Annotated in this window: 13 protein-coding genes and 2 pseudogenes; 7 read left to right on the plus strand and 8 right to left on the minus strand. The window is 49.6% G+C overall.

Annotated elements, in window-relative coordinates; translation table 11 throughout:
- Positions 1 to 339 (minus strand): DUF3302 domain-containing protein, encoded by a 339-nt coding sequence (locus AC3ITF_RS10715; RefSeq protein WP_096757054.1) that lies wholly within the window; start codon positions 337 to 339, stop codon positions 1 to 3.
- Between the two features lie 375 nt (positions 340 to 714).
- Here AC3ITF_RS10715 and AC3ITF_RS10720 point away from each other — a divergent pair, with 375 nt between their 5' ends.
- A complete protein-coding gene (locus tag AC3ITF_RS10720; protein WP_137363555.1) occupies positions 715 to 1,176 on the plus strand; it encodes a helix-turn-helix domain-containing protein in 462 nt (153 codons plus the stop codon).
- 40 nt (positions 1,177 to 1,216) lie between these two features.
- Here AC3ITF_RS10720 and AC3ITF_RS10725 read toward each other — a convergent pair whose 3' ends face one another.
- From AC3ITF_RS10725 to AC3ITF_RS10745, 5 genes and pseudogenes are all read right to left on the minus strand, one after another.
- Complete coding sequence (locus AC3ITF_RS10725) at positions 1,217 to 2,584, minus strand: glycoside hydrolase family 10-like protein (RefSeq protein WP_279271958.1); 1,368 nt, start codon at positions 2,582 to 2,584, stop codon at positions 1,217 to 1,219.
- A gap of 12 nt (positions 2,585 to 2,596) precedes the next feature.
- Complete coding sequence (locus AC3ITF_RS10730; RefSeq protein WP_096757060.1) at positions 2,597 to 2,884, minus strand: VF530 family protein; 288 nt, start codon at positions 2,882 to 2,884, stop codon at positions 2,597 to 2,599.
- A 157-nt stretch (positions 2,885 to 3,041) separates the two neighbouring features.
- Positions 3,042 to 4,376, minus strand: a complete 1,335-nt coding sequence (locus AC3ITF_RS10735) for an HlyD family type I secretion periplasmic adaptor subunit (RefSeq protein WP_117342788.1) — start codon at positions 4,374 to 4,376, stop codon at positions 3,042 to 3,044.
- Between the two features lie 2 nt (positions 4,377 to 4,378).
- The gene (locus tag AC3ITF_RS10740) at positions 4,379 to 6,118 is read right to left on the minus strand and encodes a type I secretion system permease/ATPase (protein WP_137400132.1); all 1,740 of its coding nucleotides are present in this window, start codon (positions 6,116 to 6,118) and stop codon (positions 4,379 to 4,381) included.
- Positions 6,119 to 6,128: 10 nt separating this feature from the next.
- Positions 6,129 to 11,467: pseudogene (locus AC3ITF_RS10745) on the minus strand (peroxidase family protein).
- 849 nt (positions 11,468 to 12,316) lie between these two features.
- Between AC3ITF_RS10745 and AC3ITF_RS10750 the strand changes: the two are divergent.
- The 5 genes from AC3ITF_RS10750 (at position 12,317) to AC3ITF_RS10770 (ending at position 17,586) form a co-directional block, all read left to right on the plus strand.
- Positions 12,317 to 13,504 carry an OmpP1/FadL family transporter gene (locus AC3ITF_RS10750; protein WP_174360862.1) on the plus strand — a complete coding sequence of 396 codons (1,188 nt, stop codon included), beginning with the start codon at positions 12,317 to 12,319 and terminating at the stop codon, positions 13,502 to 13,504.
- 279 nt (positions 13,505 to 13,783) lie between these two features.
- Positions 13,784 to 14,413 carry a winged helix-turn-helix transcriptional regulator gene (locus AC3ITF_RS10755; RefSeq protein WP_117342784.1) on the plus strand — a complete coding sequence of 210 codons (630 nt, stop codon included), beginning with the start codon at positions 13,784 to 13,786 and terminating at the stop codon, positions 14,411 to 14,413.
- A 308-nt stretch (positions 14,414 to 14,721) separates the two neighbouring features.
- Positions 14,722 to 16,704, plus strand: coding sequence for an alkyl/aryl-sulfatase (locus AC3ITF_RS10760; RefSeq protein WP_137363302.1), 1,983 nt, complete (start codon positions 14,722 to 14,724; stop codon positions 16,702 to 16,704).
- Positions 16,705 to 16,816: 112 nt separating this feature from the next.
- Positions 16,817 to 17,113, plus strand: coding sequence for a type II toxin-antitoxin system TacA family antitoxin (locus tag AC3ITF_RS10765; RefSeq protein WP_489176407.1), 297 nt, complete (start codon positions 16,817 to 16,819; stop codon positions 17,111 to 17,113).
- Entirely contained in the window at positions 17,104 to 17,586 is a 483-nt protein-coding gene (locus AC3ITF_RS10770) for a GNAT family N-acetyltransferase (RefSeq protein ID WP_489176408.1), read from the plus strand. Before AC3ITF_RS10765 ends, AC3ITF_RS10770 begins: the two co-directional genes overlap by 10 nt.
- Before the next feature lie 145 nt (positions 17,587 to 17,731).
- On the opposite strand, the gene AC3ITF_RS10775 is transcribed toward AC3ITF_RS10770, so the two are convergent.
- Positions 17,732 to 18,538, minus strand: coding sequence for an SDR family oxidoreductase (locus AC3ITF_RS10775; RefSeq protein WP_181506995.1), 807 nt, complete (start codon positions 18,536 to 18,538; stop codon positions 17,732 to 17,734).
- A gap of 148 nt (positions 18,539 to 18,686) precedes the next feature.
- On the opposite strand from AC3ITF_RS10775, the gene AC3ITF_RS10780 reads away from it, so the two are divergent.
- A complete protein-coding gene (locus AC3ITF_RS10780; RefSeq protein WP_135912049.1) occupies positions 18,687 to 19,580 on the plus strand; it encodes a LysR family transcriptional regulator in 894 nt (297 codons plus the stop codon).
- A gap of 34 nt (positions 19,581 to 19,614) precedes the next feature.
- Here AC3ITF_RS10780 and AC3ITF_RS10785 read toward each other — a convergent pair.
- Positions 19,615 to 19,887: pseudogene (locus AC3ITF_RS10785) on the minus strand (aldo/keto reductase); the annotation flags it as partial.
- Positions 19,888 to 19,992 lie beyond the last annotated feature (105 nt).

The following is a 19,992-nucleotide window of genomic DNA, read 5'->3' on the forward strand; positions in this document are numbered from 1 at the left end:
TCAATTCACCTTCGATTCCTGCACATTACCGGGTGCTATTTTTTCGAGTGTTTTCTCCAGCGAGGCGATCCGCGCGGTAAGTTCCTGCGTATCATTACGCGAGACATGACCATGCCAACCCTGTTTATCACTGTATAACGTTGCCCATATCCACAGAAATGGCCAGAGCGCATGTAGCGTAAACAGGCTTACCCAACCAGCTACATGGATCGCATCCAGATGTGGGTGATTTCTCTTTTTGGCAATTTCATAGGGAATGTCATGCAAAATCAGTACGCCATAAAAAATAACTAAGAACACGAAGATGAGCATCGCTAATGCAATATAATTGAGTACCATAAAAACTCCCGTTGTTAGCGATACATTATCGCCATATTTTTAATGGCAAAGAGTGTTAATATGTTAAAAGTATAAAATAAGACTTCCTCGAAAATTATCCGATATAAGCCAATCCAAAATTGGATTTTCCTCATTTGCTTTTTCCGTTCAGAAGGATAATTATTGAAGAGAGGCAATATAAATAATCTTGAGAATGCTATGACAAATCCCCCCGAACAATCAGGTCGCAGTGACGAACTTCTGTCGGTAAATATTTCCCGACTTTTCAATGCGTTATTACCACTTTCCGAACCACAATCCTTATATCGCAGTGGGTCTTTTATTATGGACTCGCAGGGAGAGAACGGAATTTGGCTGCTGACAGAGGGGAGAATCGTGATAAGACGTCGCATTGATGGTCTTATTCTGGCAAGCCAGCAGGCGCCGATAATGCTGGGAATGGCAGAGTTTTTTCTTCCTACCGGGCAAAATTTTTATGATATTGAGGCCGTCAGTCCTTGTACGACACACGTTATCAAGAAAACAGATTTTATGACGGTCGTGAATCGCGATCAGTTATGGGAGTCGGTAGCGGTCGTTGAAGCCTACATTATCCAGGTGATGAGCCAACGCGATCGCCTTATCACCAGCCGGAGTGCCACAGATATGGTCTGGGGACACCTCGAACTGCTGCAACAAGAACCTGAGGAGATCAGACAAAGGATCTCTGCAGCACAATACATTCGGGATCGTACTGGACTTTCGCGTAGCACGGTTATGGATACCCTTGCCAGACTCAAACGGCAGGGGGCAATCCAGCTTCAGCGCGGTCATCTGGTGTGCATCTGTATCGACTAACATCCGCCGCTTGATGCCATAGCGGCGGACAGTGGCAACATTACTGCCCCCAGCGGGTGCGGATATAGGTTACCGCATCCTGGGTTTGGGGTTGATTAAGGTAATCCTCTCTGAACAGGATCGTACCGTTGATGTGCGGTTCAGTTTCGTTCATATCGAGCTGTTTTTTCAGTTCCGGAACACCACCGTTAACCGCCCAGTCGGGCTCTTTTCTTGACGGCTCACCAACCTTATACAGCGCAACCCCGATATACAGGCGCGTGTTGGTTGACTTGACCACGTTCGCCCACCATTTTGCCAACACATCGTAACGCGCGGCATCCCGGGCAAAAGGCCAGTAAAGCTGTGGGGCGATGTAATCCAGCAGGCCCAGTTGAACCCAGCGGCGTGTATCTGCATAGGATTCATCATAGGCCGCCGCACCACGCGTGTCGGAACCCGCCGGGTCGTGCGAACGGTTACGCCATACGCCTGCCGGGCTGACGCCGAACTCCACTTCAGGATTCAGTTTCTTGATAGTCTGCGAGACCTGCGCAATGAGCTTTTCTGTGTTATGGCGTCGCCAGTCCGCTTTCGAGGCAAATCCTTGACCATATTTTCTGAAGGTCTGACTGTCGTTGAGCGCAGAACCGGGTGATTCGGTATAGAAGTAGTCATCAAACTGCACGCCGTCGACGGGATAATTCTCAACCACTTCCGCCACGATGCTGGTTACCCAGTCCCTGACTTCAGGAATGCCCGGGTCGAGGACGAAACGCTCACCCGCCGTGCGGATCCAGTCCCGATGCAGAACAAAGACGCTGGATGGATTCTGGGACAAGGTATTATTTAATTCCGTTACCGTTCCGGGTTTGGTGTTGACAGAAACGCGATACGGATTAAACCAGGCATGGACTCTCATCCCACGCTTATGGGCTTCGTCGAGCATAAACTGCAGCGGATCGTAACCCGGATCTTCACCAATTTTGCCCGTCAGGGTATCTGACCACGGCAAAATTTTGGATTGCCATAGCGCGGTGGCATCCGGCTTGACCTGGAAAAACACGGTGTTAATCCCAAGACGTTTAAGATTATCCAGCTTGTCCGTCAGCGCTTTTTTCTGCTGGCTAATGCGGATGGCGGACGAACTGCCGTTAACCGAGGAGATCGGCGGCCAGTCCAGGCGCGAAACCGTTGCCAGCCAGACACCACGCATCGGCTCCTGGCTACGCTGCGGTTTGGTTAACGGCGGCTGTGGCGAGGTTTTCGGCACCGGCGGCTCGGAAGAGCAACTGCCGAGTAAGAGCATGCTGCCGACGAGCACGGCGAACCATTTCACGTTGGTTATTGGCAGTATGTTGCGAGAACGGGCGACGAGATTCGCCAGCTTTTTCTGGTAATGACCTGAAATAAAACCGGGTGCAGACATCTGAAAGGGCTCTTATTTCTTATTAGCGCGACTATTAGCCCAGGGATCGAAGTCCGGTGACTCGGTGTTTTCCGGGGCGTCATCATTCAGGGAATCAAGATACAACGCTTCTACTTCAGCGCGCGCCCAGGGTGTGCGGCGCAGAAATTTTAAACTGGATTTAACGCTGGGATCGTTTTTAAAACAGTTGATGTTGATGAGTTGGCTCAGCTCAGCCCAACCAAAGCGGTCAACCAGCGCAGTGACCTGCATTTCAAGCGTTACGCCGTGTAAAGGGTCTTTCGAAGTATGAGCATTCATATGAAGTCCAGTTCAGGGGTGCAAATTAATCATTCACGCACGCAGTAGGCTTGCGAAGGGGAAGGTTACAAGAAAGCAGGGCGACCAGCAATGGCATAAACAGGCCTGATGCTCGCGAATGAGCACCAGGGTTCCTGTCAGGGTAATGAATTGGCGATCAGTATTCTTTAAACGCCAGTTCCAGACGGGCGAGTAAGGGTTTAAACAGGTAGCTTAAAAATGTCCGCTCGCCGGTTTTTATCGTTACGCTGGCGGGCATCCCGGCTTTAATCTTGTAATCACCCAGCAAGCGCGCACCTTCAGAGGAAACCTGCACTTCGGCGAGATAATAGGGCTGTTGGGTGGCTTCATCAATTAACCGGTCAGCGGAGACGGTTAATACATGCGCAGGTACTGACGGCAGCAACGCGTGGTTAAGGGCCGGGAACAGGACGTCCACGGTTAACCCTGGCGCCAGTTTATCAATGGCATGTACCGGTATTTTGGCATCGATTTGCATCGGTTGTCCGGCGGCAACAATATCCATCAGATGTTCGCCCGGCTGAATTACACCTCCAACGGTACTGACCTTAACGTCCAGTACCACACCGTTAATGGGGGAGCGAATTTCTGTGTTATCCAGCTCATGACGGGTAGATACCAGTTCATCTTCCAGCATGGCGACTTCTTTTTGGTTTTCGGTCAGTTCAGACTCTACCTCACGCAGGTATTGATGACGCGCCTGATATGCTTTGATTTTCAACTCATTTTGCTGAGATTTGAGTTTGGCAATGTTCAGAATATCTTCGGATACACTGCTGGAGATTTCAGCGGCCTCACGTTCAAGCACCAGTAATTGCGCTTTCGGGTAGTAGTTTTTTTCACTCAATGCACGAATTGCGCCGAGCTCGCGGTTAATCAGCGTGAACTGATGATCGCGATAACCTTTTATTTTGTTGAGATTTTCCGTCTGCCCGATCAGGCCATCAAGCGTTTCCTGAATCATCGACAATTCATCCTGAATCGTTTTACGCCGGGTATCAAAGAGTTTGGCCTGCAAATTTCTGACTTCTGTCAGACGTTTATTCCCGGAAAATTGCTGAGTCAGCGCGCTATTGAAGGCAATCTCCTCCAGGCCGTCTCGCTCTGCCATCAGCCGGTCTTCAATACTTTTTGCTGAAATATACTGCGCGTTTAAGGCACTGAAACGCATATCGAGCTGCATTTTATCCAGACGGACGAGGACCTGATTTTTTTTGACCTGGTCACCTTCTTTAACGAAGATATCCGTTACACGTCCGCCGCTCAGATGTTGAATTGTTTTCCGGTTGCTTGATACCGTCACCGTGCCATCCGCGACCACCCCGGCATCCAACGGCGCCTGTACCGCCCAGAGCAGAAAGCCGCCAACGCCGAGCACGATGACGATGATTCCCCGAACAATCGGCGCCCAGATATTGGTATCCACACCTGAAGAACCCGGATTTCCAGAACCTTTTGTATTCTTTTTCATCTTCATGCCTCGCGTTTTTGTTCATTGTTGGATGAAGACGCTGTCGCCACTGGTTTTAATACATTGGCCTGGCGTAACGTGGTAAAGACCTGATCACGGGTACCAAACTCCTGGATAGCCCCTTCATTGAGCAGTAAAACCTTGTTCACCACACCGAGCAGCGTGGGGCGATGGGAAATGATTACGGTGGTTTGCCCCTGGGTTCTGAGGGTATTAATCGCCTTGATGAGGGCAAATTCACCGGCATCATCCAGGTTAGCATTTGGCTCATCAAGGACCAGAAATGCGGGGTTGTTATACACCGCGCGCGCCAGCCCGATACGCTGACGCTGACCACCTGATAATTGATATCCACCTGAACCCAGTAAAGTGTCATACCCCTGCGGCAGGCGCAGGATCATCTCGTGCACACCCGCAAGCAGCGCGGCCGCCACGATAAGTTCACTGTCATTTTTCGTAAAACGGGCAATGTTTTGCGCGATTGTGCCGTCAAACAGCTCGACATCCTGCGGAAGGTAGCCGATGGACGGACCCAGCAGTTCTTTATCCCACTGACAAATATCCGCGCCGTCGAGCCTGACTTTACCCGATAACGGTTTCCACACGCCGACCAGCACTTTAGCCAGCGATGTTTTGCCTGAGGCTGACGGGCCGATAATCCCCAGTACTTCGCCTTGTTCAAGCTGAAATGAAATATTGCGTAGCAGCGGAGTATGCTGACCGGGGGCGGCCGCAAAGACGGCTTCGACGCTGATATTGCCTTTGGGTTTTGGCAGCGTCAGGACATCTTTCGGTGCCGGGTACTCCTTCAGCAGGTTTGATAACTGGTGCCACGCGCTGCGAAATTGCACAAACTGCTTCCAGCTGCCGATCACCTGTTCAACCGGGTTCAGAACGCGCCCCAGAATAATCGAGGCGGCAATCATCAGGCCCGGGGTAATTTGTCCCCCGATCACCAGTAGCGCACCGGCGCCCAGCGCGATGGACTGCAATAACACTCGCACGAAGCGGCTCAGGCTGCTTAATCCTGCCGTTTTGTCGGCGATCTGCGTTTGTAATACCAGCACCTTGTCATGCTGGGTTTGCCAGTTGGACTTGAGGGTAGAGAGCATCCCCATCGCTTCAATGGCATCGGAGTTTTGCAACTGCTTATTGAGTTTTGTGGCATTGTTGATGGTCAACGCATGGGCTTGCTGAATAGGTCGCTTCGTCGATAATTCAGACACTATGGTGAGAATAAACAGTATGGATATCCCGCCGAGGGAGAGATATCCCAATAAAGGGTGGACAAGAAAGGCGATGAATAAATAAATGGGGGTCCACGGAATATCCAGCAGAGCAAACAGGCTATTGCCAGAAAGAAACTGACGAACCTGGTCAAGTTCTGCTATTGACTGCGCGGGATTGTTCTCTCCGGTGGCAATCTTTCTTTTAAACGCCGAGTTAAAAATTAGCTGGCTTAACTTCACGTCCAGCCGATTTCCCAAACGAACCATGACCTTAGCACGGGCTGATTCAATCATGGCAATGACAGTATATAAACCGACAATAAGTAAGGTTAACATTAACAGCGTGGTGGTGTTTTTACTCACCAGAACGCGGTCATAAACCTGTAGCATATAAATTGCCGGCGCCAGCATAAGCATATTAATCACACAACTAAAAAATAACAGGATAAGAAAAGTAGGTTTCGTTCCTTTTAATGCATCATTCAGTTCTGTTGGCGTATGCTGGCGCGACATAGTCTTCTCCTTATACGATCAATGAACCGTTGCCGTTATTACTGGCAAGGGTGTTCGGCGTTTCCAGATAAAAATCACCTATCGTGACGGTGCTTGAATTGACGCCGACCAACGTGATGTTGTCAGCCCCGATAGTCACGATGGTATTGCCGTTGCTGCCGGTGATGGACACGCTGCTGGCAAAATTCCCCGCATTAATGCCCAACTGAACCAGGTCAAGATAGTCCTGACCACCATTAGGATTACTGTCAAAACCGGTGATGCGGTCTCGCCCAAAGTTGGCGGCAAAGGCGAAGATGTCATTCCCGGTACCGCCATCCAGATTGTCATTGCCTTCCTGACCATTGAGGATGTCGTCACCGTTACCGCCGGTGAGGGTATCGACGCCCGCGCCGCCAATCATGACGTCGTTGCCGTTTCCACCTTGCAGGTTATCATTGCCGTCTCCGCCATCCAGGAAGTCATTCCCGATCCCACCGAACAGCTGATCGTTGCCTCCCATACCAAACAGCTGATCGTTGCCCGCACCACCGGTAATGATGTTGGCGAGTCCATTACCGGTACCGATAAAGCTGCCGCTGCCGGTGAACACCAGTTCTTCAACGTTACCGGTCATGTCGTAGCTGCTGAGGCTGGTGCGAACCACGTCCGTCCCGCCGTTCAGACCTTCGATCACCAGATCACCAACGTCATTCACGATGTAGGTGTCATTACCGGCACCCCCGGTCATGCTATCTGCCCCCAAACCACCATCGAGGAGGTCATCTCCGGCATCGCCTTGCAGCGTGTCTTGTCCCGCGTCACCAGACAGGCTGTCGTTTCCGGCCCCTCCGACCAGCAGGTCATCACCCGCACCACCAAACAAATTGTCATTGCCGTTTTCACCGCGCAGAATGTCACTCCATGCGGTACCGTTCAGCGTGTTGTTTCCGTTATTACCAACAATCAGATCCCCCACCGGTTGAGTGGTGGTTGATGTCAGAACAACAGGGGGGTTGCCTTCGTCATCAACGACGGTGACCACTACCTGCAACGTGCGTCCCACAGCGGCCTGACCTGGGGTATAGGTTGCCGATGTTGCACCAACAATGTTGATGAACCCTGTCGGGGAACTCATTCGCCATTGGTAGCTGAAGTTGCCGCCACTCAGACCGTCAGCATCAGCAATGCCGGAGACCACTGCGGTCAACGTCAGGCTTTCAGTCGGCGTCAGGTCGTTAATCACCGGTGCGCCGGTGGTCGCCTGATTGCGTGGCATAATGGCCTGGGTTTGTGCTGAGACTAAGGTTTCCGCATCGCCCATTTGGTCGTTAAAACTGGCGACCACACGCAGCGGAGCGCCCTGAATAGAGCCCGGTACTCTGAACTCTACGCCGGTTGCCTGATCGCGCCATTGTCCGTTGACCAGAGCCTGCCAGGTCATGGTGATCACCGTATTTGCCGCGAGTCCGTTACCATCCAGCAAGTTGGCCACGTTAACGCGCAGCAAGTCACCGACCGAAGGTGTCGCGCTGCTAATGTTGACGTTACCTGTCGCTTTTTGTGCGGTGACCCACAGCTGTTGACCGTCGCCAAACTCCAGTTTTTCGATATTCAGCAGGCGGTCAGTGCCGTCATCCAGGTTGAGGGCGGCATTCGGCGTTGCGTGGTCGACCCGAAGGCTACCGTCCGCCATACGGGTAAAGGCATAGTTCGTGCTGATATCGCGATACACCGCAACGTCAGTTTCGGTGCCGTTACCTTCACGCAAGATCTCACGCACGATCGACAGCTGGTTCGGTTTCAGGGTGCCGGCCAGCATGTACGACTTCAGCTCAGCCATGCTTTCTGCACTGGTGAGTCCTGCCATGCCGGTGACGGCAATACGCACGTTCAGCCAGGCATCGCCATCAATGATGTCGTTACCCGCTTTACCCATAATACGGTCGCTGCCGCCACCGCCGAGGATGATGTCGCTGCCGTCATCCGGATTCAGCAACACCGCATTCGGGTTAGAGGAACGCTCGACGCCGAGAATAGACTGTAGGCCGTTGATCCTGTCCGCACCTTCCTGCGTCAGGTTATTGGAGAGCGGGGTGCCCTGAACCGGCGCGGTGCCGATCGGCTGTTCCGTGCCGGTCAAAATGTCGTTGTGCTTCCATCCTGAAAGCCCTTCGACCAGGTCAAAGCGGTCACGCAGAATGAATTCCTGCTGATTAACGAAAATCGGGATCCCGAGATCAGAGTTCGCACCGTTCGGGTCGCCTTTATGGATTGCCCAGTCGAAACCGGCCATACCATTGTTGCGTTGAATACCCGCGCCCTGAACCATAATATCGTCGCCAGCTTCACCATCGTAGTCGGTATCGTTGCCCTGACCGTTCAGCACATCATGACCAATAATGGTACTGTTGAAGAACAGCTCAGAGTTATCACCGGCGAGCGTGTCGAAGCCGTCGCCGCCTTCCAGCCAGTCGTCACCTTCGTTACCCATCAGGGTATCAGCCCCGGATCCGCCCAGCGCAAAGTCGTTATCCAGACCGCCGAAGACCTCCTGTGCATCTTCGCCAACCACCACGAAGTCGCTACCGCTGCCGCCAAAGACCAGGTCGTTACCGTTACCGGAGAAGATGACATCATGCCCGGCATCGCCGTGCAGGAAATCAGCATCGCCAACCGGTGTCCCGGTGTCGGTAATAATGTCATTGCCATCACCACCGTGGACCACATCGGCTTCGTCGCCACCGTCCAGACGGTCATCACCACCGTCACCCCACAGGCTATCGATACCTTTACCACCAATTAACGTGTCGTTTCCGGCAGTGCCGCCGAGTACCACATGTCCGTCGCCGATGTATTTCAGGTAGCCGCCGTCGGCATGGGTATCACCATCCACATCATTCCCCGGAGCCCGTCGCACCAGTAAAGGTGTCAGCAGGTCTTTCAGCGGATTCCCCCATGTTGGATCACTTTCCATTTGCAACAAGGTGTTGACTTCGAAGATATGATCCGGCGTCTGGAACAGGTTAGCGGGCAGGTGAGAGGAATTCGCTTCGCCAAGGTCGCTGTTACGCATCACCAGTGCGGAGAACGAGTTTGCCTCCAGTTCATTGAGCAGGTTCAGGCCCTGAACACGGCTCAGGTAGTAGAACCGGTCGCCGTCCTGCAGCATTTCCATCTGCGTTTCAAACACAAAGTTGAAGGTCGAACCCAGCATGCCGCCGAATTCGTTTTTGCGCTCGGCCAGGCCGCCGATCCAGAAATCGACCATATTCAGGCCGGTTTCTTTGGTAGCCCATGAGTTGGTGCTGTTGAAGAAATCGAGCGCATCTGCTGGTGGGGCATTGTTTTTATCGCCAAACAACAGGAAGTTAACCGCCGCGCGTTTTTCGACGAGGGTGGTGGCGTTAAGGATCAGCTCATGCTGACCGTAGGCGGCCATAAAGTTAATAATGGACGCCGGGTTTTTCAGGTAGGTGGTGAAATCGGCCCAACTGGTATAGGGGCGCAACTGCGAATCACCGCTGAGTTCAAAGAACTGCTCGCGAGCCTGGTTCAGCGTCGGCATTGCGGTATCGCGACCGCGCGCAATGTTGAGTGCACCTAAGTCCAGCGGTAACCCGATGAGGTTATTGCGCAAGGCATCGGTAATAAACTCATCAATCTCGTTGCCCACCTGACGCGTCATGCCGCGAACAATTGCGCCGATGGCCGCATCATCAGAAACACCCACACCGTTGATTTGATTAAATGCCACCGGGTTGAGGAACGCAGTAATTAAATCGAGATCGCCGTTTTCGTTGTCGATATCGGTACGCGCCACGGTTTCTGTGAGCATCGAGTGGCCAAAGCGATACACCACATGTGCAAACTCGGCAAAGATCAGCGGGTTAATATCCGCCGTGTTAGAGAAGACAAACGGGTCGACGGCAGGCTGCACTGTACGGGCAAATTCCTCGAACACCAGGTGCTGGTACTGCATTTCCGTAGAGAAACGTCCTGCCTGGAATAAGTACTCACCATTCCAGACCAGGGTGCTGGTATCTGCGGGCAACTCTTCTATTTGATGGTTCGGCATCAACCACTGATTGATGAGGCCAACATCGCCGGTTTCCAGCAGGGTGGTTTTATATTGTTCCACCAGGCGGTTATGTTCGCTGTGGAACACCGCATGGACGGCAGTCAGGCCAATGTTTTCATTACCACGCCCGTCGCCGGTGATAAAGTGGCGATCGAGCAGTTCGTTGTCATAAGTACCTGCTGGTTGCTCGGTTGCGTTACCGTTGCCAACGGCACCATCACTATCAGCAGCCAGGCCCGCTTTTGGCGCAGCCGTGTGGGCAATATCATCGAGGAACGCATGTCCCGTCCGGAATGTATCTGAGGGTAACGGGCCACCGTTAGCCTCAACCAGGCCACCTTTAGTGACAATTTGTACTTTACCGCTGTCACTTAAAATCAAATTACCGTAACGGTCGGTCGCCAGCAGTGGAACACTAAAGACATCCTGATCGGTGAGTGTAATACCGAGTAAGGTCTCAGCCTGCTGTTTGACGTCAGCCCAGGTCGCCAGACCACCGTTAGCACCGCCCAACAAATTACCGGTAGGCTCAGGTTTACCGTCAATTAATACGTATTCACGGATGAAAATCTGATGCGAAGGGTGAGAGGTGTAGGTTTGGTTTTGATCAATAAATGGCGTCGTCGTGTTGACCGTTTCACGGTCTTTATCAACCGTGGCCCGGGTTAGGATCATAAAGTTAGTTGGTGAACCTTCCACGTACAACGGGTCATCGGATTGCAAGGGAATAAAAACAATCCCGTTGCACCTTTAGGGATCAGATCCAGGCCGTGGTCAAAAAACTGACCAAAGAACGTCATCCAGCCGTTAAAAGCAGGGGAGAGTCCCACATCCGGAGACTGGTTAGGGATGGTTAAGGTATTGCCTTCCCCGGTGATGGTACCACCGCCTGGCACGCCTGATAATGCGTCAAACACCTCCTGCGCGGCCGGGTTAGATGCCGTTTGATCGGATATTAAGTTACTGATAATACGGGGGTCTGCATCAATAACCGTGCCACCGATTTGGAAGTAGCTGGTGTCCAGATCGGCATCCTGCCAATTCAATGCGGTTAACCTTGGCATTGTCTGGTCGGCAGAGCCGTATAACTCCTGGCCGGGCAAAAGGCTATTCCACGAACCGTCTACCGTGCGCAGTCCATAGGGTAATAGCGGGCTGGATACTGACTCTCGAAGGGCATCGCCATTGATCGAACCATCCGGATTAGTTGCTGCTTCAGATATTTTGATCTGCTTAAGAATAAAAGCGAGATCGTGGAGTGTGACAGTAAAGTCATATTGTGAGGCCATAAATAATTACCCCTATCTTTACTTTGGATTAGCTATCATCTGTCATCTCTGTTACTAACTAAAACAGATATGAGAATGAGTCTTATTTGATTCTCGTGTGCTATTACGCGTACAGATTCCATTCTTCAAATAGTTAAAATACTGGCGTCATTATTAAAGTTATTCTCCTGGTTTGCGTGCTAATATATTCACCTCACTTATTGATTAGGTTTGAAAAAATGGAAGTATTTTTAACCCATTGAATCTAATCACATACTCAGGGCACACAGTTTTGCGAAGACGACGTCTTCGCAAAGGTTAAAAGTGGCGTTTTTATCTCACATGACATTTTTGTTATGATCATAACTATGGATTTTCCTGTGGCGACTTCACTCATACTTTATAATGAAAATATCAAATTTTCATTTCTTTACATTTGAGTTAATTATCACCACGCGGTGCTGACGACCACCATTAAATAATGCTTCAAAGACCAATATGTATTGAGGAGTGGTAAGGCATGAGGACCTATGATTCTTTAAGCATTTTGGTCATTATTTAACAAACTAAGCCACTGAGGGTAAGCAAACCCTATGACGAACGTCAATGTAGTCTTATTCTTAATACTCTACGTAAAACAGATGATTTAAATGTGTTTTGTAATAGTGAAGTCGTAGTACTGAAATTGAAAATTTAATATTGGATCGATTTTGTCACGACATCACGCCAGTCCCCTGATTATGATGTTACCGAAAACAATAAGACAATCTTTGCGAAACAGAGGGGTAACTCTATAGTTTTTAGAGAGACGGGCACGTTGTTGGCCATACTCCTTACACAAAAAGATTATCCATCAATGCAGGTAACCAAATGAAGAAAAAAATCATTCTCATCTCCGGGATGCTATTTTCAACGCTCAGTCATGCAAGTGCGCTCTATTTTTACGAAATAGGTACGGAGGATACCGCGCTAGCGGGAGCCGGGCAGGCTGCCCGGGCCCAGGATGCGTCAACGCTATTCACTAACCCCGCAGGCATGACTCGCTTACCTGACCACATGGTTACCACAGGATTGCAGGCAATGGGGGGAGATATTCCCTATTCGTTGAATAACGAATCGGCGGATCGACAAAGCCCCGGCAACGTCATGACAATTTTTCCTAATGCCAGTCTGTTTTATACACAGCAACTCAGTGATTCCGTTTCGGCGGGGATTGGATTATATGGCAACTATGGACTGGGTATCGATTTTGGCAACTGGGCAGGGGATCGGTTAATTAAAAAAAGTACGATGGTAGCAATGACCCTCAGCCCTGGGATGGCCTGGAAGTTGAATGATAAAGTCTCAGTGGGTGCGGCTGTGGGGCTAAACTATGGTTTTCTGTCGCTAACCCGAAATGTCGGGGGTAATGATGAGAAACAAAACGATCATGACTGGGCGACGAATTACCGTCTTGGCTTGCTAATGGATTTAACCGATCGCACCCGAGCAGGTATTACCTGGACCAGTAAGACCGATTATCATTTCAATATCGATGGAAAAGCGCGTTTCCCAAACCTGCCAAATGTTGAGTATGACCTGCCGATCTCCGCACAAGTTCGTGCACCGCAGCAGGTGATGTTGAGTCTGGTTCACGATATCAACACGCAGTGGTCGGTGATGGGCGATCTTGGCTGGCAGGACTGGAGTCAGTTTGGTAGCCCACAAATAACCGTTAATGGTCAATCGAACGAACACGCCAATCGTATGAGAGATACATGGCATACCGCGTTAGGCGTACAGTATCGCCCTGATGAGCAGTGGCGAATTAATGCGGGAGTTGCGTTTGACAGTTCGCCGTACAAAACACAAAGTGATGTTGCTCTGTCGTTACCTACCGGCGACGAATGGCGATTTGGCACCGGGGCACAATACCAAATTACACCTGCCAGTAATATTGGGTTTGCCGTGGAGTACTTGCATATGCAGTCTTCTCAGGTTAAATCAGATGCTTTTGCGGGCGAATATAAAAAACCGTGGCTTTGGTTTGCCAGCGTTAATTACAGCTATCAATTTTAGCGCATCATTTTAATAAACCCGGCTTTAGAGTGATGCTAATAGTAACGTTTGTGGACTATTGAATTCACAACATCTGTTCCCGTGTCATACAGGGAGCGTGCAGTGGCATAATTAATCGTCTGTCGCTACCGGCTGGTGGCCTTTTCCATATGACATAGCCTAATAAAAATAAAATTGTTCTTTTATTAATAGGAACCCTATGGCTGGAATATGGTCTATCTTCATTGAAGTTATCTTGGTTTACATCGTTAGCTCAATTGAAAGAGTACGGGTTTTATCATGCAAATTTTACCACCGGTACGTCCTGAACAAAGTATCCAACGCTTGACGCAAGCGCTTGAACCCATAGCAGAAAAACTCAAGGTTGTGCCACGTCGGCGTATCCTTTGGATGCACAAAAATCAGCCTCAGTTGTATCTTTTTCTGCAAGGAGAGCTTTCTATTTTGCGTTCGTCGGATGGCCTACTGATCGTCACGGTCTATGAACCTCATCTGTTCGGTCTCGCGGAGATGCTCCAACCAATTCACGGTCATTTATTACGTGCAGAAACAGAGTCAACAATACTACGCGTCGATGCGCATAAAGCGCGAGAGCTGTTTCATAAAAATGGTTTATGGGAAGACGTTGCCTCCATAGTTTCCTACCATACCGGTTATCTCTTCTATCGTGATGATTTAGTGGTACAGCAGCGTACCTATTCAGTAATACGCAATCATCTGGAGGAGATGATGCTTTTACCCGAGGAGACACGCCAGCGAGTCGCTATTTTAGATTATATCCAAGAGCGTACGCACTTATCGCGTAGCAGCATTTTGAATGTTGTCTCCGCGTTAAAAAAAGGTGGTTATATTGATTTCGAACGTGGGGGATATCTGACATCAATCAGCAGATTACCTGAGAGGTTTTGAGTAAATCCAAAAATAAATTAAATATCAGTTATCAGCAGGGCTTGAATATTCTATTGTGGTGGTACGTTATATCCATCAACCATGGCTGTATTTCCACAATAGGTAAGATATGAAAAAGACAATCATCACACTCATTTAAGAGTAAATGAAAATTTATAATTAAACATCTTTTTAATTAACCCCATTGGTTTTTGGTGTTAGTCTTTTATTATCGAATAATACAGACTTACATTTTCACCCTTATACAACTTTTCAACATTCAAAAGAGTCGGGAAGCCCTGCTCATAAAGTATATTAGCCGAGGATTTATGCAACTTAATAAAATAGTGGGTTATATGGTCATCGCTGGTGTGTGTTCCACATCATTAATGTCGCTGCCAGTTATGGCGCAAGAGGGAGCGAAAGATGCCACGGCACAAACGAAAAGTGCAAACGATGCATTGTACGGGCAGTTACCTTTCAATGATAAAACTGATTTTTCTAATGCTCACAAAGGATTTATTGCTCCGCTTCCGGCTGACCTGATTAAAGGAAAACAAGGCAATATAGTCTGGAATCCGCAGCAGTATGCGTTTATTAAAGAAGGTGAAAAAGCGCCCGATACAGTGAATCCAAGCCTGTGGCGTCAGTCACAACTGATCAATATCGGTGGACTTTTTGAAGTAACCGAAGGGGTTTATCAGATCCGAAATCTGGACCTTTCAAATATGACCATAATGGAAGGTAAAGAGGGTATTACGGTGGTTGATCCGCTGGTATCTGCTGAGACCGCAAAAGTGGGGATGGATCTCTATTATCAACATCGTGGAAAGAGACCCGTCGTGGCGGTCATTTATACTCACAGCCATGTTGACCATTATGGTGGCGTTCGCGGCGTCGTTGATGAATCCGACGTAAAATCCGGGAAAGTGAAGGTGTATGCACCGGCTGGTTTTATGAAAGAAGCGGTGTCAGAAAATATTATGGCAGGTAATGCCATGAGTCGCCGCGCCAGTTATATGTATGGCAACTTATTACAGCCCGATGCGAAAGGACAGGTTGGGGCGGGGCTTGGGACGACAACCTCCGCCGGGACGGTGACGCTGATTGAACCTACCAACTACATCACCCACACCGGGCAGAAAGAAGTTATCGACGGGCTGACCTACGATTTTATGATGGCTCCAGGTTCGGAAGCTCCATCAGAAATGCTGTGGTATGTAGAAGAGAAGGGCATGATTGAAGCGGCAGAAGATGTGACTCACACGCTGCATAATACCTATTCGCTACGCGGTGCAAAAATTCGCGATCCGTTGGCATGGTCAAAATATATCAACGACGTGATTGGTCGCTGGGGCGGTAAAGCAAACATTATTATTGCTCAACACCACTGGCCAACATGGGGCAATGAAAATGTCGTGACGCTAATGAAGAGCCAGCGCGATATGTATCGCTACATTAATGATCAAACTTTACGCATGGCTAACCAGGGACTGACCCGTGATGAAATCGCGGCGAACTTCACGTTGCCGCCCGGTCTGGCAAAATCATGGGCCAGCCGTGGTTATTACGGTTCTGTCAGCCATGACGTGAAAGCAACCTATGTTTTTTACCTCGGCTGGTTCAATGGCAACCCGGCAACCCTCGATGAATTGCCACCCGTCGAAGCGGCAAAGAAATATGTTGATTACATGGGCGGCCCTGATGTCATTATGCAAAAAGCAAAAGCAGATTATGCCCAGGGCAATTATCGCTGGGTGGCGCAAGTTACGAACAATATCGTCTTTGCCGATCCTAACAACAAAGAGGCACGCAACCTCGAGGCCGATGCCCTGGAGCAAATGGGATATCAGGCTGAATCAGGTCCGTGGCGGAATTTTTATCTGACCGGTGCCCAGGAGTTACGCAACGGCGTGGTGAAAGGTGCGACACCAAATACGGCCAGCCCAGATACGGTTAAAGCTATGTCACCGGAGATGTTCTTTGATTATTTGGCGGTGCACATCAACGGCGAAAAGGCAGCAAATGCAAAAGCGGTCTTTAATGTCGATTTAGGCAATGACGGTGGCAACTATAAGCTGGAGCTGGAAAATGGCGTGCTTAATCATAGTGCTAACGTGCAGGCCAGTAACGCTGATGCTTCAATTGTATTGAACCGCGCGACCCTGAACAAAATCATCCTCAAAGAGGAGTCGCTAAAACAAGCAGAAGAAAAGGGCGAGTTACACGTCAGCGGTAATCACGCAAAACTTGACGAATTCCTCGGCTATTTAGACAGCTTTGATTTCTGGTTTAATATTGTAACACCTTGATTATGTAGAAGGTGAAGTTAAAACCCGCCGAATCAGGCGGGTGCAACTCAAGTTTCGTATAGCAATCTGCTACCAATTGGGCTAAGGTTTGTGTATAGCAATTTGTTACCATATGGAGAAACTTATGCAAACCAGCGCTCGTAAGCCAACTCGCGATAAGCAAATTAATATCCGCGCTACTGATGAGGAACGCGCAGTGATTGATTATGCCGCAAGTTTGGTTAATAAAAACCGCACTGACTTTATCATTGAGAAGGCCGTGCATGAGGCCCAGAATATCATTCTGGATCAGCGTGTGTTCGTCCTGGACGATGCCCGATATCAGTCTTTCATTGAGCAGCTTGAAGCGCCTGTACAAAATATTGAGGGGCGTAAACGCCTGATGGATGTGAAGCCAGAATGGAAATAAACGTCACGGCGCCGTCGTTGCTGACAGAAGGGCATGAGCTGCAGCCATTCGATTGCGGTAATGAGGTGTTAAATGATTGGCTACGTCGCCGGGCGATTAAAAATCAGTACCTCAACGCATCGCGCACATTCGTCATTTGTCTGGAGTCTACTCAGCGCGTAGTGGGTTACTATTCCATTGCAACTGGATCCGTGAGCCACGCTGACTTAGGCCGTAGTTTACGTCAGAATATGCCCGATCCTGTTCCGGTTGTTCTGTTGGGCCGTCTTGCTGTTGATGCCAGTACGCAAGGTCATAGTTTTGGAAAATGGTTGCTTAATGATGCTGTACTGCGCATTTCCAACTTAGCCGATCAAGTGGGTATCAAAGCCATCATGGTACATGCTATTGATGGCAAGGCCAGAGCGTTCTATGAATATTTTGGTTTCGTTCAGTCCCCAATAGCGGCAAATACGTTGTTCTATAAAATTTAAGCAACCGTATTGTTCCTGAATCGCCAGAATGCGTATTACTTGACCACTACAAATGAAAGTCCTGAAAGTCAAAACGGCAGGGTATAACCTCTGATCTCCTCTGTACATTCAAATATACAGGCCTAAGCTGTCATGAGACTGACCGCTATTTGACAAAATTGTCAGGGTTGTAGATTGGTTGATTTTTTGAATACAGGTTCAGCTCGTTAATAATGCACTCCGGTTCTTCCCGGAGAGGCATATTGTCTATGTCTAAAACCCCATCATTTTTTTGTGGATCATCAGCCTGCAGGTCTGCAAACAGTGGCGTAAGATCCTGCTGTGCTTCGCCTCGTTCAGCCACCAACTCGAATGTTTTATTTTTTGCCTCGTCGTTGGTCAGGGCACTGACCAGGACCTGGGCGATTTGCTCTCGAGATATCACACCGTCTTCCGGCGTTCCCGCATGGCGACGATCTCCCTGGAGCATCACGATTCTGTGCTCATCATCATTGTTGTAATCAAACCAGCCGGGCCTGACGATGGTATAGGGATGACCGCTGGCCCTGACCAGACGCTCGGCACGTCTTTTCCAGTCATGAACCTCAGTGCGCTGATTCCAGGTGCTGAGCCGTTCAGTCACGCCAATCGTGGTCATCAGGCTGATACGAACAGGTACACCCTTGAATATTCGTAAAATATTGCGTACTCCGCCGTAATCGATAGCGCGGGCACCAATTCGACCCTGACCATCAGAACCGAGTGTGAAGATGATGGCATCAATATCTTTCGGTAATTCGGTGAGTGTTTCAGGCATTGAAACATCGCCGTAAAAAATATCCGTTCCCCGAGGAAGCAATTTTACTTTGCGTTTATTTCTGACCAGCGCCACGGGCTGATGACCCATTTCAATAGCGGTATTGACGACATGAAGACCAATACTTCCTGTCGCCCCGGCAACGAGTATTTTCATGATAAACCTTCTGATAATGCAGACTTATTTTCGATACAGCCAGAATATCAATTATCATTATTGTCAGTAATAGGGCTAAAATGATTGTGTCTATGAACACCCTTCATGAGTGTGCGATGAAGGGAATGCCTCCATAAGGAAATCGCCTATGCTCAAAGAAAACTTCAACGAACTGCAAATCTTTCTTGTGGTAGCGAGGGAGCGAAGTTTTACCAAAGCAGCGGGTAAACTGGGGGTTTCTCAGTCAGCACTCAGCCACGCGATGAAGGCCCTGGAGGAAAGGCTGAATATCCGCCTTCTGACCCGCACGACTCGAAGCGTTGCCCCTACAGAGGCCGGTGAGAGAATTATTGCCTGCCTTGAACCGCGTATTGCCGATCTTGAACAGGAGCTGGAATCGCTGGTTCAACTGAACGGTACTGCCTCCGGCAATATCCGTTTATCTGCCGGGGAGCATGCCGCGCGAAGTCTGGTCTGGCCGAAGCTAAAACCCTTCCTCAGGGAATATCCGGAAATTAATCTCGAGCTGGTGGTGGATAACGGCTTTGTCGATATTGTTGAGGGGCGTTTTGATGCCGGGATCCGACTGGGTGAAAGCGTGGATAAGGACATGGTTGCGGTAAGAATTGGGCCGGACATGAGAATGGCCGTAGTGGGAGCCCCATCTTATTTCGCTACAAACCCTGCACCCCAAACGCCGCACGAGCTACAAAATCATCGGTGTATCAATATGCGCCTGCCGACAGCCGGTGGGCTTTACCACTGGGAGTTTGAGAAGGAAGGGAAACCGTTACGGGTCAGAGTGGAAGGGCAGGTCACATTTAATCTGCAGGCAGAAAGGATTGACGCGGCGTTATCCGGTTTTGGCATCGCCTGTATACCTGAAGACAGGGTGCAGGATTATATCAAGTCAGGAGAGCTTATTCAGGTTTTGCAGGACTGGTGCCCATCTTTCCCCGGATATTACCTCTACTACCCGAGCCGTAAGCAGCATCCGCCGGCTTTTGCGCTGTTGATCGATGCACTTCGCTATTCAGAGTAACGGGCCCGCATTTTGCTGTGGACCCGTTTGGGTATTAACGGCCTACGCGTACCTGGTGTTCAGGAGAATAACGTTCACCGACGATTTTAATCGTTTCAAGCGCCTGGGTTATCTGCCGTGAGTCATCCTGTGAAAGAACAATGTCGGCAGCCCCCAGGTTTTCTTCCTGCCGGTGTAGCTTGGTGGTACCAGGGATAGGAACAATCCACGGCTTTTGTGCCAGCAGCCATGCCAGCGCGATTTGTGCAGACGTCACACTTTTCTCTGCCGCCAGTTCACCCAGCAATGAGACCAGCTTTTCATTGGCTTAATCAAGGGAAGACGTTGCGATGAGGATAAAAACGCGGGTAAAACCAAAACAGTGAAAGCGCTGATCGATTTTCTGATAGCCACAACGGTGTGATAAAAACCA

The sequence above is a fragment of the Citrobacter sp. KH_055_1 genome (assembly GCF_057838705.1).